Source organism: Agromyces sp. NPDC029043 (genome assembly GCF_055564615.1).
This window is the reverse complement of the sequence record NZ_JBVHVX010000013.1, coordinates 101,308-118,266: the sequence shown is the minus strand read 5'-3', so window position 1 is coordinate 118,266 and position 16,959 is coordinate 101,308. Positions and strand designations below refer to the sequence as shown.

General features: G+C 66.6%; 15 protein-coding genes and 1 tRNA gene. 8 read left to right on the top strand and 8 right to left on the bottom strand.

Features of this window, described 5'->3' with window-relative positions; translation table 11 throughout:
• Positions 1-101: 101 nt before the first annotated feature.
• From ACZ4TW_RS16140 to ACZ4TW_RS16120, 5 genes are all read left to right on the top strand, one after another.
• Positions 102-1,355, top strand: a complete 1,254-nt coding sequence (locus tag ACZ4TW_RS16140; protein ID WP_465544192.1) for a pyridoxal phosphate-dependent aminotransferase — start codon at positions 102-104, stop codon at positions 1,353-1,355.
• Between the two features lie 101 nt (positions 1,356-1,456).
• Positions 1,457-3,286 carry an SDR family oxidoreductase gene (locus tag ACZ4TW_RS16135; RefSeq protein ID WP_465544190.1) on the top strand — a complete coding sequence of 610 codons (1,830 nt, stop codon included), beginning with the start codon at positions 1,457-1,459 and terminating at the stop codon, positions 3,284-3,286.
• Positions 3,287-3,294: 8 nt separating this feature from the next.
• Positions 3,295-4,191, top strand: a complete 897-nt coding sequence (locus tag ACZ4TW_RS16130) for a metal-dependent hydrolase (RefSeq protein WP_465544188.1) — start codon at positions 3,295-3,297, stop codon at positions 4,189-4,191.
• A 26-nt stretch (positions 4,192-4,217) separates the two neighbouring features.
• Complete coding sequence (locus ACZ4TW_RS16125) at positions 4,218-5,351, top strand: PDR/VanB family oxidoreductase (RefSeq protein ID WP_465544185.1); 1,134 nt, start codon at positions 4,218-4,220, stop codon at positions 5,349-5,351.
• Between the two features lie 53 nt (positions 5,352-5,404).
• Positions 5,405-6,223, top strand: a complete 819-nt coding sequence (locus tag ACZ4TW_RS16120) for a MerR family transcriptional regulator (protein ID WP_465544183.1) — start codon at positions 5,405-5,407, stop codon at positions 6,221-6,223.
• Here ACZ4TW_RS16120 and ACZ4TW_RS16115 read toward each other — a convergent pair whose 3' ends face one another.
• From ACZ4TW_RS16115 to ACZ4TW_RS16095, 5 genes are all read right to left on the bottom strand, one after another.
• Positions 6,224-7,627 carry a UDP-glucose dehydrogenase family protein gene (locus ACZ4TW_RS16115; RefSeq protein ID WP_465544181.1) on the bottom strand — a complete coding sequence of 468 codons (1,404 nt, stop codon included), beginning with the start codon at positions 7,625-7,627 and terminating at the stop codon, positions 6,224-6,226. It abuts the gene before it with no gap.
• A gap of 156 nt (positions 7,628-7,783) precedes the next feature.
• Positions 7,784-8,395, bottom strand: a complete 612-nt coding sequence (gene dcd / locus ACZ4TW_RS16110; protein ID WP_465544179.1) for a dCTP deaminase — start codon at positions 8,393-8,395, stop codon at positions 7,784-7,786.
• Positions 8,396-8,444: 49 nt separating this feature from the next.
• A complete protein-coding gene (locus tag ACZ4TW_RS16105) occupies positions 8,445-8,960 on the bottom strand; it encodes a hypothetical protein (RefSeq protein WP_465544176.1) in 516 nt (171 codons plus the stop codon).
• Positions 8,961-9,044: 84 nt separating this feature from the next.
• A complete protein-coding gene (locus ACZ4TW_RS16100; RefSeq protein WP_465544174.1) occupies positions 9,045-9,827 on the bottom strand; it encodes an SDR family NAD(P)-dependent oxidoreductase in 783 nt (260 codons plus the stop codon).
• Between the two features lie 5 nt (positions 9,828-9,832).
• Positions 9,833-10,465, bottom strand: a complete 633-nt coding sequence (locus ACZ4TW_RS16095) for a TetR family transcriptional regulator (RefSeq protein ID WP_465544172.1) — start codon at positions 10,463-10,465, stop codon at positions 9,833-9,835.
• 137 nt (positions 10,466-10,602) lie between these two features.
• Here ACZ4TW_RS16095 and ACZ4TW_RS16090 point away from each other — a divergent pair.
• Positions 10,603-10,673 (top strand) — tRNA-Gly (locus ACZ4TW_RS16090).
• Positions 10,674-10,771: 98 nt separating this feature from the next.
• Here ACZ4TW_RS16090 and ACZ4TW_RS16085 read toward each other — a convergent pair.
• Complete coding sequence (locus ACZ4TW_RS16085) at positions 10,772-11,200, bottom strand: VOC family protein (protein WP_465544170.1); 429 nt, start codon at positions 11,198-11,200, stop codon at positions 10,772-10,774.
• Positions 11,201-11,485: 285 nt separating this feature from the next.
• Between ACZ4TW_RS16085 and ACZ4TW_RS16080 the strand changes: the two genes are divergently transcribed.
• Both ACZ4TW_RS16080 and ACZ4TW_RS16075 read left to right on the top strand, forming a co-directional pair.
• Positions 11,486-12,667 carry an alpha/beta hydrolase family protein gene (locus ACZ4TW_RS16080; RefSeq protein ID WP_465544168.1) on the top strand — a complete coding sequence of 394 codons (1,182 nt, stop codon included), beginning with the start codon at positions 11,486-11,488 and terminating at the stop codon, positions 12,665-12,667.
• Positions 12,668-12,790: 123 nt separating this feature from the next.
• Positions 12,791-13,471, top strand: coding sequence for a DUF1275 family protein (locus ACZ4TW_RS16075; protein WP_465544167.1), 681 nt, complete (start codon positions 12,791-12,793; stop codon positions 13,469-13,471).
• 68 nt (positions 13,472-13,539) lie between these two features.
• On the opposite strand, the gene ACZ4TW_RS16070 is transcribed toward ACZ4TW_RS16075, so the two are convergent.
• Entirely contained in the window at positions 13,540-15,537 is a 1,998-nt protein-coding gene (locus ACZ4TW_RS16070; RefSeq protein ID WP_465544165.1) for an OPT family oligopeptide transporter, read from the bottom strand.
• A 61-nt stretch (positions 15,538-15,598) separates the two neighbouring features.
• Positions 15,599-16,939, bottom strand: coding sequence for a diacylglycerol/lipid kinase family protein (locus ACZ4TW_RS16065; RefSeq protein WP_465544163.1), 1,341 nt, complete (start codon positions 16,937-16,939; stop codon positions 15,599-15,601).
• Positions 16,940-16,959 lie beyond the last annotated feature (20 nt).

Genomic DNA, 16,959 nt, shown 5'->3' with positions numbered 1-16,959 from the left:
GCGTCCCATCCGGGGCGCGCTCGATGCGTTTGTGGGGCGTGGGGGCGGCCGGGGCGGCGCCGCGAAAAACCCGTTTGCCCTGGGCTGTCACAATTGAACTCGTGAGTAGACCGCATGTAACCCACCGCAATCAGAACCTCAAGCCACTCGAGCAGTCGCAGAAGCTGCAGAACGTGTGCTACGAGATCCGTGGACCGGTGCACGCACACGCGGCGCGATTGGAGGCCGAGGGCCACCGGATCATGAAGCTGAACATCGGCAATCCGGCCCTGTTCGGTTTCGAGGCGCCGGACGTCATCATGCGCGACATGATCCACGCGCTGCCCTATTCACAGGGGTACTCCGAGTCGGCGGGTGTGCTCTCGGCACGACGCTCCGTGGTGACCCGCTACGAGCTCATCCCCGATTTCCCCTTCTTCGACGTCGACGACGTGATCCTGGGCAACGGGGTCTCCGAACTCATCACGATGACGATGCAGGCGTTGCTGAACGACGGCGATGAAGTCCTCATCCCCGCACCGGATTACCCGCTGTGGACGGCCATGACGGCCCTCTCCGGTGGCCGCTCGGTGCACTACAAGTGCGACGAGGACAACGGCTGGAACCCCGATATCGAGGACATCGCCAGCAAGATCACGCCGCGGACCAAGGCGATCGTGATCATCAACCCGAACAATCCGACGGGTGCGGTGTACTCGCGCGAGGTTCTCGAGCAACTCGTCGAGCTGGCGCGGGAGCACTCGCTGCTGATCCTCGCCGACGAGATTTACGACAAGATCCTCTACGACGACGCCAAGCACATCAGCGTCGCGTCCCTGGCCCCTGACCTGCTGTGCATCACGTTCAACGGCCTGTCGAAGGCCTACCGCGTCTGCGGCTACCGGGCAGGCTGGATGGTCATCACCGGCCCCAAGGATCACGCTGCGGGCTTCATCGAAGGCCTTGGCATCCTCGCGTCGACGCGTCTGTGTGCCAATGTCCCGGGCCAGCACGCGATCCAGGTCGCGCTCGGCGGATATCAGAGCATCGACGCTCTGGTCTCCCCCGGCGGCCGACTCTTCGAGCAGCGCAACGTGACCTGGGAGAAGCTCAATGCCATTCCGGGCGTGAGCTGCGTGAAGCCGATGGGCGCGCTGTACGCGTTCCCGAAGCTCGATCCCGAGGTCCACGAGATCCACAACGACGAGTTGTTCGTCCAGGATCTGCTGCTGCAGGAGAAGATCCTCGTGGTCCAGGGCACCGGATTCAATCTCGAGGACACCAACCACTTCCGGATCGTCACGCTGCCGTGGTCGCGGGATCTCGGCGAGGCCATCGAGCGGATCGGCAATTTCCTCTCGTCCTACCGGCAATAACCTGCACTATCGCAATCCTCCCCTTCGACGCGCTACCACTTACCTGTAACCGGTGGTAACGTCTACCGGCACCAGGGGTCGGCTCGAAGGGGAGCATTGTGGTGTCATGGCGCAGGAGTGAAGTCCGCAACGGCGATGTCCGTCTCGCTGTTTTCGAGGCTGTCGACGGGGCAACCGAGGACGGTGCGCCCGACGATGGGGTATCCGACGACGCGTCGTCGACCGATGGTCGTCCCGTCGTCCTGCTGATCCACGGCTGGCCGGACACCCATCACCTGTGGACGCACATCGCACCGACACTGGCCGAGCGGTTCCGCGTGTTCGCCTATGACTGCCGCGGCTTCGGCGCGAGTGATCATCCCGGCAGCGACTCGGACTACCGGCTGAGCGTCCTGGCCGACGACCTGTTCGCCGTCGCCGAGGCCATCTCCCCCGATGCGCCCGTCCACCTCGTCGCGCACGACTGGGGATCGGTGCAGGCCTGGGAGGCGGTCACGCGCCCGGGTGCGCATCGTCGGATCGGCTCGTTCGTGTCGGTCTCGGGCCCCAACCTGGATTACCTGAGCGAGTGGGCCCGCGCCCACCTCCGACGACCCACCCCGCGCAATCTGGCGCGTGCACTCTCGCAGGCGGGATCGTCGGCGTACACCGTGTTCTTCCAGCTGCCGATCGCACCGCGGGTGTTCTTCGGCGCCGTGGGAAGCAGCCGTATCTGGGCCGAGTTCCTCCATCGCGTCGAGGGCACACCGCGCGCGAACGTGGTGGTGGCCGATACCCTGCGCGCGGACATGATCTCCGGACTCGCGCTCTACCGGGCGAATATCCGCGCCAAGCTCGCGAATCCGCGGCCGCGCTCCACCGAGGTGCCGGTCCTCGAGGTCATCAACCAGCGCGATATCGCGTTGCGTCCGGCCATCTTCGACGAAACCCACACGCGCGCACGGCGTCTGTGGCGGCGGACCGCCTCCACCGGGCACTGGCTGCCGTATACGAATCCGGCGTACCTCGCCGATGTCGCGGGTGAGTTCATCGCGGCACAGTCGACCGCCCACGATGACGTCACCGACGTTCCGGTCGCAGCCATCGCCGGCGCCAGAATCCTGGGGCATCCCGGACGCCTCGCCGGACAATTGGCAGTCGTCACCGGCGCGAGTAGTGGCATCGGGCGGGAGACCGCCTTCGCGCTGGCCGAGCAGGGATGCAACCTCGTCCTCGCCGACGTCGACGATGCCGCCGCGCAGGAGACGGCCCGTGAGGCCACCGCCCGGGGCGCGCAGGCGCACGTCTTCCATCTCGACGTCTCCGACACCGCGGCGTTCACCGAGTTCGCCAAGCGGGTCCGTGCCGAGCACGGTGTGCCGGACATCGTCGTGAACAACGCCGGAATCGGTTTGAGCGGAGGCGCGTTGGACGCCACCGACGATCAGGTCGATCGACTGCTCGACGTCAATCTGCGCGGCGTGATCACGGGTAGCCGGGTCTTCGGCCGGCAGCTGGTGGAACGCGGCATCGGCGGCCGCATCGTGAACATCGCATCGGCCGCCGCATTCACCCCGCAGCGCGGTCTGGGCGTCTACTCGGCGTCGAAGGCGGGTGTCCTGCTGTTCACGGAGTCACTGCGGGCCGAGTTCGCCGAGCACCGGATCGGCGTGACAGCGATCTGCCCCGGCATCGTGGACACCAACATCATCTCGCGCACCCCGATCGCTGGGCTGGATGCGGATACCGAAGCGGCACAACGGGATAAGCTCGACCGCTTCTATCAGCGGCGCGGTTTCACCCCGGACAAGGTCGCCCGCGACATCGTCGCGTCGATCCACGCCAACCGCGCCGTCGTTCCCGTGACGCCCGAGGCCAAGCTGGGATATCGCGTCTACCGTTTTGCCCCGTGGATGTCACGGATCGCCGCACGCCAGAAAGTCGCCGGATAGGAGTCACCATGAGCGCCAACGCATATCGAATCGACGACGACGCCGACCCCGGCCCCGTCGAGTTGCATGCCCGCAACGTGGAGTTCGACTGGGCCCGGACTCCCCTGCACTGGATTCCGAACCACCCGGTCGCGTCCGACTTCATCAGCGTCCTGAACCTCCTTCTGCCCGAGGGAGAACGCTGGTTCGTCCAAACCTATAACGAGGCGTTGCCGCTGGTGAAGGACGAGAAGCTCGCGGCCGCGATGCGCGGATTCATCGGACAGGAGGCGATGCACGCCGAGGCCCACGATCACGTGCTGTGGGAGTGGCTCGACGCACACGGCATCGACCCGAAGCCCTACCAGCTGCAGATGGAATGGATCTTCCGAAAGGTCCTGGGCCCCATGCACACCGGGACGCCCGCGGCTCAGCAGAAGCACCTCATCGAGCGGTTGTGGCTGATCGCCGCGCTCGAGCACTACACCGCGATCCTGGGCGATTTCGCCCTGAACAACACCTGGCTCGAGAACGACGCCGACCGCACCATGGCCGACCTCTTCATGTGGCACGGCGCCGAAGAGGTCGAGCATCGCGCGGTAGCCCACGATGTCGCCGCCTATTTCGGTGACAGTTACCTACGACGGGGACGCGCGATGGTCATCGTGTTACCTGTGCTCCTGTTCCTGATCTTCCGGGGCTTCCGATTCATCGTGAAACAGGACAGGACGCTGCACGCCAACTACTTCCAGCGTCGTCGACAGTACTTCCGGGCGGTTCGCGCCGGGGTGCTTCCGCCGCTGTGGCGGGTGGTGCTGTCCACCTTCTCCTACTTCCGACCGGGCTTCCATCCCGACGAGATCGGCAGCACTGCACAGGCGGTGGCATATCTGTCGTCCTCGCCTGCCGCCCGCAACGCCGGCTGACCCACCGTCGACGGCACGAGGGATCCATGAATCAGCACGCGCATCCGCACACGACGGCGCTCACCTCACCGCCGCCGCACCTCTACGGACGGTGGCGCCACGACCCGATCCTCACGGTGGGCACCGGCGTCCTCAAGGCATGGTTCCCGTTCTGGCGTCCGCTGGCGCCGTTGCACCCCACCACATCCGACGACGGGGTCAGCACCGTGCGGATCATCGGTCGCGAGGTGGTCGCCGAGGACGAGAACGTCGTCGCGCTGACGTTCGCCGCCCCCGACGGCGGTATGCTTGCGCGCTGGCATGCCGGTGCACACCTGGATCTGCTCTTGCGGTCCGGGCGGATGCGCGAGTACTCGCTGTGCGGCGATCCCGCCGACCGGCACACCTATCGCATTGCGGTGCGGCGCATCCCCGACGGAGGCGGCGGCTCCGTCGAGGTGCACGACGAGCTCGCCGTCGGCGATCAGATCCGGATCAAGGGGCCGCGCAACGCTTTTCCGCTCGCTGTTCCGGGCCACGGTTCACCGGCGCGGTCGGTACGGTTCATCGCCGCCGGCATCGGCATCACGCCGATCCTGCCGATGCTGGCCGCTGCCGACCGCTTCGGCCTGGACTGGTCGATGATCTACCTCGGACGCTCCCGCGACTCCATCCCGTTCCTCGACGAGGTGGCGCGCTTCGGCGACAAGATCACCATCCGCACCGACGATGAGCACGGCCTGCCGACGATGGATGACCTGACCGGTATCGACCCGGAGACCGGTACGGCGCCGTCGACGATGGCGGTGTACTGCTGTGGTCCGGTCCCGATGCTGGAACGTCTGCGGGGGCATCTCGGCAACCGCCCCGACATCGAACTGCACTACGAACGCTTCAGCCCGCCGCCGGTGGAGAACGGTGCGCCGTTCACCGTGACGCTCGCACGCAGCGGCGTCGACGTGGAGGTGGCGGCCGACGAGTCGGTGCTGGCGTCGGTCCGCCGGGTGGTGCCGGCGGTGCCGTACTCGTGTCAGCAGGGTTTCTGTGGGACGTGCAAGGTGCGGGTGCTCGCCGGCGAGGTGGATCACCGCGACGGCATCCTCACCGAGCCCGAGCGAGAGTCCGGAACGTTCCTGACCTGCGTCTCCCGCGGCAACGGGCCGCTGACCCTGGACCTGTAGGCGACTTACCCGGTGCTGCCCGGATGCGAGACACCATCTGGGACAATGTGGCGGTGACCGAGTACCGCATCGATGACCTGGCGCGTGCCGCGGGGACGACGACCCGCAATGTGCGCGGCTATCAGGATCGCGGCTTACTCCCCCGTCCGACTCGCCGCGGCCGGATCGCGATCTACACCGATGTCCATCTGGCCCGGCTCAAGGTCATCAACGATCTGCTGCGGCGCGGATTTACGATCCGCCACATCAGCGACTTCATCACCGGCCTGCAGCGCGGCGAGGACCTTGCCGAAGTGCTCGGCATCCAGGAGATCGTCTCGGAACGGTGGTCGCGGGCGACGTCGACGACGATGAGTGCCGACGATCTGCGGGAGTTGCTCAACACCCGCAACCCCACCCATTTCGAGCGGCTCGCCGAGTACGGCCTCATCGAACCGATCCGCGCCGACGACGCCCCGGGCGCACCGCCGGAGCGGTACACCATCCTCGATTCCGAAACCGTCACCGCCTATGGTCGGCTGACGCGAATGGGGTTGGCGTTGAGCGGGATTCTCGATGTGCAGGAGCGGCTCGATGAGGCGATGGCGAGTGCCGCCGCCGTCGTGATCTCCGCCGGACGCCACGCCATCACCGATGATCACGGCGACGGATGGCTCCCCCATACCCGCGAGGAATCCGACTGGACGGCGGCCCTGCTCACCGAGATGCGGCGCGCGGGAACGGTATCCGCGCACAACGCACTCGACCGGGCTCTGGATCGAGATCTCGCGCGACAGCTCAGAGACTATCTCGGGGTGCGGAGGTCCGGTGAGACCGTTGCGTCACCGGAGGCGGATTCTGTTGCACCCGAACCGGTCTCGACCGACGACTAGTCAGCGGCGAGGCGTACCGACCACGGTGAGGTGATTCGGCACGCCGGCGAGGCGTCGGGTCGTCGAATCGGTGCGTCCGCGGTTGGCTCCGCCGATCGCGCGGTACTCCCACCCGGCCGCACGCCAGCTGTCCGCGTCCAGGCACCGGCGGCCGTCGACGATGACCTGCGCGCGCACCATCGGCGCGAGCTCGGCCGGTGACATGTGGACGAACTCGGCCCACTCGGTGCCCACGACCACGACATCGGCGTCGCGGCAAGCACTTTGGACGTCCTCGGCGTAGGTGAGCGTCGGGTAGAGGCGGCGGGCGTTGGGCATGGCCTTCGGGTCGAAGACACTGACTGCGGCACCCCGCAGAGCGAGCTGCCCCGCGACATTGAGGGCGGGCGAGTCGCGCACGTCGTCGCTCTCGGGTTTGAATGCCGCACCCAGCACGGCGATGTTACGACCGAGTACCTCGCCGCCGCACATCTGCGCCACCAGATCGGTCATGACGACACGACGTCGCATGTTGATGGCGTCGACCTCACGGAGGAAGCCGAGGGCCGAGCCTGCACCGAGCTCCTCCGCACGGGCAACGAAGGCCCGGATGTCCTTGGGGAGGCAGCCACCGCCGAATCCGATGCCCGCGTTGAGGAATCGGCGTCCGATGCGGGCGTCGTGGCCGATCGCGTCGGCGAGGGTGGTGACGTCGGCGTCGACCGCTTCGCAGAGTTCACTGACCGCGTTGATGAACGAGATCTTGGTGGCGAGGAAGGCATTGGCGGAGGCCTTGACGAGTTCGGCGGTGGCCCAGTCGGTGGCGATGAACGGGGTGCCGGCCTCGATGGTCTCGCGGTAGATCTCGGCGATGACGTCGGGGGCGGCGCTGGGGAGTCCGGGGTCGGTGCCGACGACGAGGCGGTCGGGACGCAGGGTGTCCTCGACGGCGAATCCCTCACGCAGGAACTCCGGGCTCCAGGCCAGTTCGATCTGCGCGTCCGATGCGGCGAGGACCGAGATCCGTTGGGTGAGAGCGATCGACGTGCCGACGGGCACCGTCGACTTGCCGATGATGAGATGCTCGCCGCGCAGCAGCGGCACCAGGGTGTCCACCGCCCGCTCGACGTGTGTCATGTCCGCGGCGTGACCCCGCGCCTGCTGCGGTGTGCCGACGGCGAGGAAGTGGATGGAGCCGAACTCGGCGACCTTGGCGATGTCGGTGGTGAAGCGCAGACGGCCGGCGGTGATGTTGCGGCGCAGCACATCTGCGAGTCCGGGTTCGAAGAACGGCACCTCACCGGCAGACAGCTTGGCGATCCGTGCGGCGTCGATGTCGACGGCGAGCACGTCATGACCGAGTTCGGCCATGCACGCCGCGTGGGTGGCTCCGAGGTATCCGCATCCGATGACTGTCAGCTTCATACCTCTGTGGGTACGGGCCGTTCGCGGCTCCGGAGCGACGTCGACGTTGCGGGTCGTCGGAGTGCGGGTGAACTCTCATCGGGCAGAGTGAACTGCGGTGAATGGGCTGGTGTACTGCCGTAGATCCGGACCGGATACCGGTACAGATCTACGGCACTAATCGCTGCCGCGGTGCGGGGTGCGCACGCCGGTGCGGTGCGAGCCGTCGGCGAAGTTGAGGTATGCCTTCGACGGGGTGGGGCCGCGCTGGCCCTGGTACTTGGAGCCGACGGAGGTGCTGCCGTACGGGTGCTCGGCGGGGCTGGACAGGCGGATCAGACACAGCTGACCGATCTTCATCCCCGGCCACAGCGTGATGGGCAGGTTCGCGACGTTGGAGAGCTCCAAGGTGATGTGCCCGGAAAAGCCCGGATCGATGAAGCCCGCCGTCGAATGTGTCAGGAGCCCGAGGCGGCCCAGGGAAGATTTGCCCTCGAGGCGGCCGGCGAGGTCGTCGGGAAGAGTGCACACCTCCAGCGTCGAACCGAGGACGAATTCGCCCGGATGCAGCACAAACGGCTCCCCGGCGTCGGGCTCGACGAGCGTGGTGAGCTCGTCCTGGCGCTCGGCCGGGTCGATGTGGGTGTAGCGGGTGTTGTTGAAGACGCGGAACAGGCTGTCGAGCCGGACGTCGATGCTGGACGGTTGGACCAGCGCCTCGTCGAAGGGTTCGAGCGCCAGACGGCCCCCGGAGATCTCGGCACGGATGTCGCGGTCAGAAAGCAGCACGTTCCCGAGGTTATCGGACGTGGCCCGCCTCGTACCCGGGTAGTTGCGGTCAGCCGCCCTGATTGAGTTCCGCGCGGCACTGCTCGACGGTTTTGACCTTGATGCACTCCGACCAGGCCCGCTGATCGTCGGCCCAGCGGTGCTGCGGCGTCTGCCCGACGTTGAGCTGCCACTGGTAGTTGGTGCAGATGATCGAGTTGCCGTTCGCGTCGGTGGCGGTGCGGCCGATATCGGCACCGATGCACGGGTCGCCCAGCGACGGCCCGGCAGGTGCGGTCTGGGTGAGGTTCGGATTGGGCGCCACTCCCTGGACGCTGGACCACACCGCGCCGTCGGTGCCCTCAAGGCGTGAACAGTAGGCAATGGAGCCGTCGGCGAACACTCCTGTTGCCCCGATCGGACCGCACTCGGCGCCCGCGCTGACCGCTGCCACGGTCGGCGCAGCCGACGGTGATGCCGTGACCGTGACGGTGACTGCCGAGACGCTCGACGCCGCGCTGGACTCGTACGGGCTGGTCGACGGAGAGGTGCCGGAGTCCGTGCTGCAGCCCGCGACCATCACCACTGCCGACGCCGCGGCCAACATTCCCCATCGAGTACGCATAGCCCTGGCACCTCCTGCTGCGGGTTGGTGCCGGTCAGGGTACTGCTACTTGCTCGACCGCACGGCCCGTTCCGCGATGGCGACGACGACGCGTCGAGGGGCGAACCGCGACGACACGGCCGACACACGATTCTGCAGACCGTCGACGACGCTCGGCTTACCGGCATCGAGTGCTTTCAGTGCGGTCTCGACGACCTGCTTCGTCGATCGCCGACCTCCCACCGCGGCGTCGTCGGAGCCTGCGACGGTGAAGAACTCGGTGTCCGTGGCGCCCGGGCAGAGGGCGAGGACCTTGACGCCCTTCCGCTTGCCCTCCCACCACAGCGCCTCGGACAGCGAGAGAACGTAGGCCTTGGTGGCCGCGTAGACGGCCATGTGCGGCACCGGCTGGAATGCCGCGGTGCTGGCCACGTTCACGATGACGCCGCTGCCCTGTGCTGCCATCGTCTGCAGGTAGATGGTGGTGAGGTCGGTGAGTGCGCCGACGTTGAGGGCGACCTCCTCGCGGATGCGAGCCGGGTCGGCGTCGACGAGGTCGCCGTAGGTACCGAATCCGGCGTTGTTGATCAGCACGTCCACGGTGAGACCGAGGTCATCGACGCCCGCGACGACGTGATCGGCGGCGCCGGGTACTGACAGGTCGGCGGTGATCACCTCGGCCCGGACCTTGTGCTTGCTGTGCAGTTCGTCGGCGAGCGCCGCGAGCTTGTCCGCGCTGCGGGCGACAAGGATGACGTCGGCACCCTTGGACGCGACCGTGACCGCGAACTCCTTGCCGATGCCGCCGGAGGCGCCGGTGATCAGTGCGGTCTTGTTGCGAAAGTTCATGGTTCTCAATCCTTTTGGTTGGCGAGGAGACCGGGAACAGCCACGTCCCCGAATGTGCGGGTATGTTGTTCGAGCAGAGACGTGCGGTTCTCAGGTGTGGTGGCGGTGGCGTCGACGAGGGTTTTGATGCCGTCGAAGGCGCCGACCAGGACGGCGGCGACCTCGTCGGGATCGAGATCGGGGCGCAACTCGCCGGCCTCCTGGCCGGCGCGGATGATGCCGGCGAGCAACTCGATCCACGACGCAACGGGTTTCACCACGTCGCGACCAAGTGTCGGATCGCCGCCGAGTTCACGGGCGAGTCGGATCATGCTCCATGCCGCGGGTTCGCGGGCGAGCAGATCGAGCATGGCGGGTAGGACGTCGGCCAACTGAGCTGCCGGCGTCGGATGGGCCATCACACGCTCCTGCACGTAGCTGACCCAGCGCGCCTCCTGATCATCGATCACGGCGAGCGCGAGGTCCGCCTTGGACTTGAAGTAGAAGTAGAACGCACCCTTGGTGAGCCCCGAGGCGTTGATCAGCTCGGCGAAACTGGTTGCGCTATAACCTTTTTCCGCGAAGAGCCCCGCGGCGACCTCGAGAAGATGAGCACGGGTGGCCGCACCTTTGGCAGTCGATGGTTCCACGGGACTCATGCCGACGAGAATAGACCGACCGGTAGGTTTTTACAAACCGATCGGTATATTTTTCCGCGTCGACCATATGGCCGCAGGCCATCACCACCCGAACACCCTGGTTTGCTAGGCTTTCGGACGCGGGGCTCGCTTCGCACGCCGATGTAGTTCAATGGCAGAACATCAGCTTCCCAAGCTGAATACGCGGGTTCGATTCCCGTCATCGGCTCCGTACCGGTTTGCGGTATTGCCGCCGGTCACACTCCATACTCACAACCCTCGCCCGCGCTGTTCGTTCGGTGCGAGGACCTCGGGGCGAACCTCTCCTCAACCCTGCGCTGCGGTCTGTTCGGCGCCCGCCGTCACAGACGCCGGGTCCATCCACATGATCTGCCAAGCGTGTCCGTCGAGGTCGTTGTAGCTGCGGCCGTACATGAAGCCGTGGTCCTCGGTGTCCCCGGCGCTCGCGCCAGCGGCGATGGCCCGGTCGACGAGATCGTCGACGCTCTCGCGGTTGCCGGCGTCGAGGCAGATGACGCACTCCTTCGTGGTCGTGGCGTCGGCAGTCTCGACCGGGTGGAATGAGTCGAAGAAGTCGCGCTGGAGCAGCATCGCGACGATGTTCTCACCCAGTTGCAGCGACACCGCACGCTCGTCGGAGAACTGTTCGTTGACGGAGTAGCCGAGTTCGGTGAAGAACGCACGCGAACGGGCGACGTTCGCCACGGGCAGGTTCACAAAGATCATGGTGTGCATCGGAGGTCTCCTCGTCGGGGTCGTGTGCCCTGGGTCGGGCACGTTCACAGAAAGAGACACCACGGACCGTCGAAACTCATCGGCATCATCTTTTCGATCGCCCCACCGATCGGTATCCGCACGGTGATCAGCAGCCCCTCGATCCGGAGATGTCCCGGACACCGCCGACCTCGGGACTGTCCTTCACCCGGCAGACTGACACCGCGGGCAGTGACGGCTAGCCTCCGCTTTGTGTCTGCGTTCAGAAGCTCCACCCGCCGTCCTCGTCGCGTTGTGCTGGCCTCGGTGCTGACCGCCGCGGCCCTCACCGTCGGTACTGTTGCCGCTGCAGGACCCGCCCTGGCCGACGACGAAGTGTCGGTGGGCATCCCGAACTGGTCCGGTCTGAACGTCACCAACTATCAGGGCCCGATCCCCGCGCAATCCGGGCAGCTGATGGCGAAGGTCCCGCTCGCGCCGAGTCTCGCGATCCCGGCCGCTGCCGAGTCCTACCGCGTCCAGTTCTCCACCCTGAACCAGCACAACCGGATGGCGTCGAGCACCGGTGCGATATTCATTCCGAAAGGCAAGGCGCCCAAGGGCGGCTGGCCGGTCATCTCCTGGGCGCACGGCACGGTGGGCATGGCCGACGACTGCACCCCGTCGGCGTTCCCGCGCAGCGCCCGCGACAACACGTACCTCGGGCACTGGCTCGATCAGGGTTACGCGGTGGTGGCCGCCGACTACGTGGGTCTCGGCACACCGGGTTTGATGGCCTACCTCAAGGGCGTCACCGCGGCACACGCGATCGTCGACGCAGCTGTGTCCGCACAGCAGGCCGGACTGCCGCTCGCCAAGCGGTGGGCGATCGTCGGGCAGTCGCAGGGTGCCGCTGCCGCGCTCAACGGCGCGCGGTACGCCACCGAGTTCAGTCGGGGCACGGGACTCGACTACCGCGGCGTCGTGGCCACCGGCATTCCCGCCAACCTCGAGTATCTCTACGAGCAGCTCGGTCCGCTGATCCCGCCGTTCGCACTGCCCGGCGCACTCAACGCCTACACAGCGTACATCCTCGCCGGACTCAACGACTCCCGTCCCGACCTGAACATCACCTCGGTAATGACTCCCGAGGGGATCGCGCGGCTCGCCCAGGGCCGCGCCACCTGCTACCCGGTTCTCAACAAAGAACTCACGGGAGACAGAGTCAACTCCTGGTTCCGGGCACCCCTGCTGTCGATCCCGGGTGCCGGACCCGCGCTGCACGCCTACATGCAGACTCCGTACTCGGGGTACGACCGCCCGATCTTCCTCGGCCAGGGGCTGCGGGACGTGGATGTGCCTGCGCCGTCGGCACTTTCGCTGTATGCCCAGATGAAGGCCAACAACCAGCCGGTCCAGCTGCACGTCTATCCCGAGTCCGATCACTCCGGTGCGGTCCTCGCCTCCATGCCGGACTCGACTCCGTTCCTCGCGCACATCCTGCGATAGGGAACTCGCCGCGTTGCCGCGCTGACACCGCTTCGGACGGCTACTGTCTTGCCACAACCACTTCGGCGGTATCGGTGAACCGACGACCGCCACGGCTACGCGCAACAGCGGGAGGTCCCGGCGATGGCAGCGACGAGGGCATTGTTTCCGCCGATCCGGGGCGAGGTGGGGATCATCAGCGCCGTGCTGATGACGGCCGTCGGCGGGTACATCGACGCGTTTCTCTATCTGCGGCACCAGGTGTTCGGATTCGCGCAGACCGGCAATGTGGTGTTCCTGGCGGTGGGGGTGGTCAAGGGTGAGGAGTGGGCGAAATTCGCGTGGCCGCTGCTGGCCTATCTGGCAGGACTCGCCGCCGCCCAAGCCCTTCGCACTGTTGTTCCGACGCTCTCCAGGGTCGCACTCGGCTCGGTCCTCCTCCTCCAACTCGTCGTCTTCGCCGTGTTGGCATTCTTGCCGTCGAGTGCTCCCGCGGCGCTGTTCGTGATCCCACTGTCGTTCGTGGGAGGGATGCGGCTCGAACTGTTCCGCACCGCCGGCGGAATCTCCTTCGTGAGTATCGCGACGACGGGCAACCTGATGCGATTCGTCGCCGCGGTCGGCGACCTCGTGCGCCGACGGTCGTCGGCGGAAGTCTATGCCGCGATCGCGACGGCTGTTGTGGTGCTCGCATTCCTCGCCGGCGCACTGTGCGGGGCGGGCGTCTCGCAGGCCATCGGCCCGGCGCTCTGGGGAGCGGTGATCCTCGAGGCGCTCGCCGTCGGCGTCTTCCTCGCACAGGTGCGGTCGCGACCGGAGGCGTAATCACCGGGCGCCGGTCAAAGCGGATCACCTACGGCGTCACCGTACTGTCGAGAAGTGAGCGATCGGGATCAGTCCATCGCCTTCGCCAGCGACTGCGCCCACTTGTAGAGGCCGCCGACGAGCAGGATGAAGAAGATGGGTCCGAGCCACAGGGCATACGTCTCGAAGCCGTCGCCGACGACCGCCAGCACGCTGTCGGAACCGCTGGCCGCGACGATGCCGGCGAACAGCACACCGAAGAGGCTCTCACCGACGATCAAACCGGTCGCCAGCAGCACGCCGATCCGCTTCTTGTGCTCGACGTTGCCGCCGCTGCGGTCGGCCCATTTGTTGTAGACAACGCCCATGATCGCGCCGATGGGGATGACGATCGTCAGCGACATCGGAAGGTACATGCCCATGCCAACGGCGAGCGGTGGGAGGCGCAGACGACTCGTGGTGCGTCCGAGTAACTCGTCGACGATGATCACGCCCACGCCGATGAGTGCGCCGATGCCGAGTAGACCCCAGTTCAGCGAACCACCGAGCACGCCGGTCGCCAGCGTCGACAGCAACTGGGCCTGCGGGGCGGAGAGCGCGTCCTCGCCGGCGCCCGGGGTACCTGCGAATCCGAACGAGTTGTTCATCAGGTCCAGGATCGGCGGGATGATCACCGAGCCGAACATGACACCGATGATCAGGGCAACCTGCTGCTTCCACGGCGTCGCGCCGACGAGCTGACCGGTCTTGAGGTCTTGCAGATTGTCGTTGGAGATCGTGGCGACGCCGAACACGATGGCCGCCGCGAACAGGGTGTAGGCGATCAACGCGTCGGTCTCGTCCCCGGTCGCCGCACCGAAGACGATCTTGACGAGCAGCGCCGCGACGATGACGACCAGGATCCCGACGCCGGAGATGGGGCTGTTCGACGATCCGATCAAACCGGCCATGTAGCCGCAGACCGCCGCGATGACCAAGCCGACGACAATGATGAAGACGATGGTCGCGGTGATGATGCCTGCGGCCGATCCCATCAACGGCTCCGCGCCGGTCGCCGACGGGGTGTGGACGAAATCCCAGAGGAGTAGACCGATCGGGATCATCAGCGCGACCACGGCTCCCGCGACGAACGGGAACGGGATGTCGCGTTCGGTGATGTCGACGGTGACGCCCTCACGCCGCGAGCGCGCCGACGCCATGGCACCGGTGATTCCACGGATGATCGGCCGCAGGATCTTCACGAGGGTCCAGATGGCCGCCACCGCGATCGCCCCGGCACCGACCAACCGGACCTCGCTGGAGAAGACCGTGTCGAGCACGTCGCCGACCGCGCCGGTCGCGGACGTGAACTCGCCCCACGAATAGATCGGCATGAGGATCAGGAATGAGATCACAAGTCCGACAAGCATCGCAATTCCGACGGTCAGACCGACGAGATGTCCGACGCCGATCAACGCGAGCGACAGGCTCGCGCCGAACATCGAACCGCCCGAACCGATCCGGTACACCGCAGACACCGAGTCGCTGACCAGTCGCATCTTGGCGAGCAGCGCGAACAAGGCCGATCCGACAGAACCGATGATGATGGCGGTCAGGCCCGCGCGGTTGCTCTCCGCACCCTCGGTGGTTTCGCCGACCTTCAGGACCTCCGCTGCCGCAACACCTTCGGGGTAGGGCAGATCCGAGCCCGTGACCAACGCCCGGCGCAACGGGATCGAATACATCACGCCCAGGATGCCGCCGACCGCACACACCGCCACCGTGATCCAGTACGGAAAGCCTGTCCACCACCCGATCATCACCAGGCCCGGGATCACGAAGATGATGGCCGAGAGTGTGCCCGCCGCCGACGCGATGGTCTGCACGATGTTGTTCTCGACGATCGAGTGATTCGCGAAGAAGCGCAGGACTGCCATCGAGATCACCGCAGCGGGAATGGCGGTGGCGAAGGTGAGGCCCACCTTGAGCCCGAGGTACACATTCGCGGCGGTGAAGACCAGCGTGATGAGGCCACCGAGCACGATACCGCGCACGGTGAGCTCGCGGAGCCCGGGGGTCTGCGCGGGAACTACGACAGGAGCGGCCATCTCAAACCTTCCGTGGTGCGATCTTTCACACCTTAGGCCCCGAGTGCCCGTCCCGCGGCGCTTACGTCGCCGGGGTGTTGCGTGCCCGACCGGCCGCGATATCCCAGAAGGCGCGGACGCCCACTTCCCGCGCGCCGCGTCGTTCGGCCGCTGCCCGATTTCCCGCGGGCACCAGCATGCGCAACCCCTTCGGGTGACTCCGGAACCGCAGCGGAGACCGGAGTTGCAGCGCCTCGCCGTCGACGCCGGCGTAGATCTCCCCACTGCGCGAACGTAATTCGAAGGTCGCCGCGGTGAACTCGTGCCAGTACGGGCTGGATTTGCGCAACCCGAGTGCGGATCGTGTCATCAGGCGGGCGGCCTCCGCACCGGTTGCCGTCGACACCGCGATGACGCCGAGGGTGCCGGTATCCATGCGACGACGGGTGGCGGTGTCGGTGAGGGCGCCGGCGTACGGATTGTTCGAGACCAACACGACGAACGCACCGTCGATCTCGCGGCCGTCGGGGGCGGTGAACTGCAGATCGAACGGCCGGGATTCGGGACCCAGCAGATCGGGCAACATGGACGCCGCGGTGCGCGCCTTGTTCGCGCGATACGAGTCCTGTTGCACAACAGTCGCATACACACCGAGGGAGACGTTGTTGACGAAGAACCGGTCGTCGACCGTGGCATAATCCACCCGTCGCTCGATGCCGTCCCGGAAGGCTTGCAGCGTGGAGATGGGGTCGTCGCGATCGAGGCCGAGATCGAGCGCGAAGTGATTACGGGTGCCTGCGCTGACGCAGACGAACGGGAGATCGTGTTCGACGGCGACCGACGCCACGAGCGCCTGTGACCCATCGCCGCCGGCCATGCCGAGGCAATCCGCGCCCCCGGCGACGGCGTCGCGGGCGAGTTGCTCGAGATCGTCGTCGGGGTCGAGGGTGATCACCTCGACACCGAGTTCCTCTGCTGCCGAGACGATCCCGAACTTCCCGACCTTGCCGTCACCGGACTTCGGGTTGCAGATGAGGACCGGTTTGCTCGGTGGTCTGCGATGACGATCGAGATCGGCGGCACGCAGGTCGCTGCGCAGCGCGTACCGTCCGGCAGCGGTGATTCCGACGACGATCGCGACGAGGAGGAGCATCCGCCAGACCAAGCCCTCGGCGCTCGATACCGCCAGGGCGAGCGCGAGTCCGATCAGCGCCAGCCCGGCGAGCACCCCCACCGCGCCGAGGATGCGGCGTCCGGAACGCTCGGTGATCACCCACCACAACGCGCCGACGGCGACGGCGAGTCCGGCGAGACCCAGCAGCGCCGCCGCGACATTCCGGAACAGGAACCCGCCGATCAACATGGCGAGCAGCACGACTCCGATGAGTGCGATCACCGCGCTCATGCGGCGCTTGAGGTCCACGCGAGCGACCCCTTCCTACC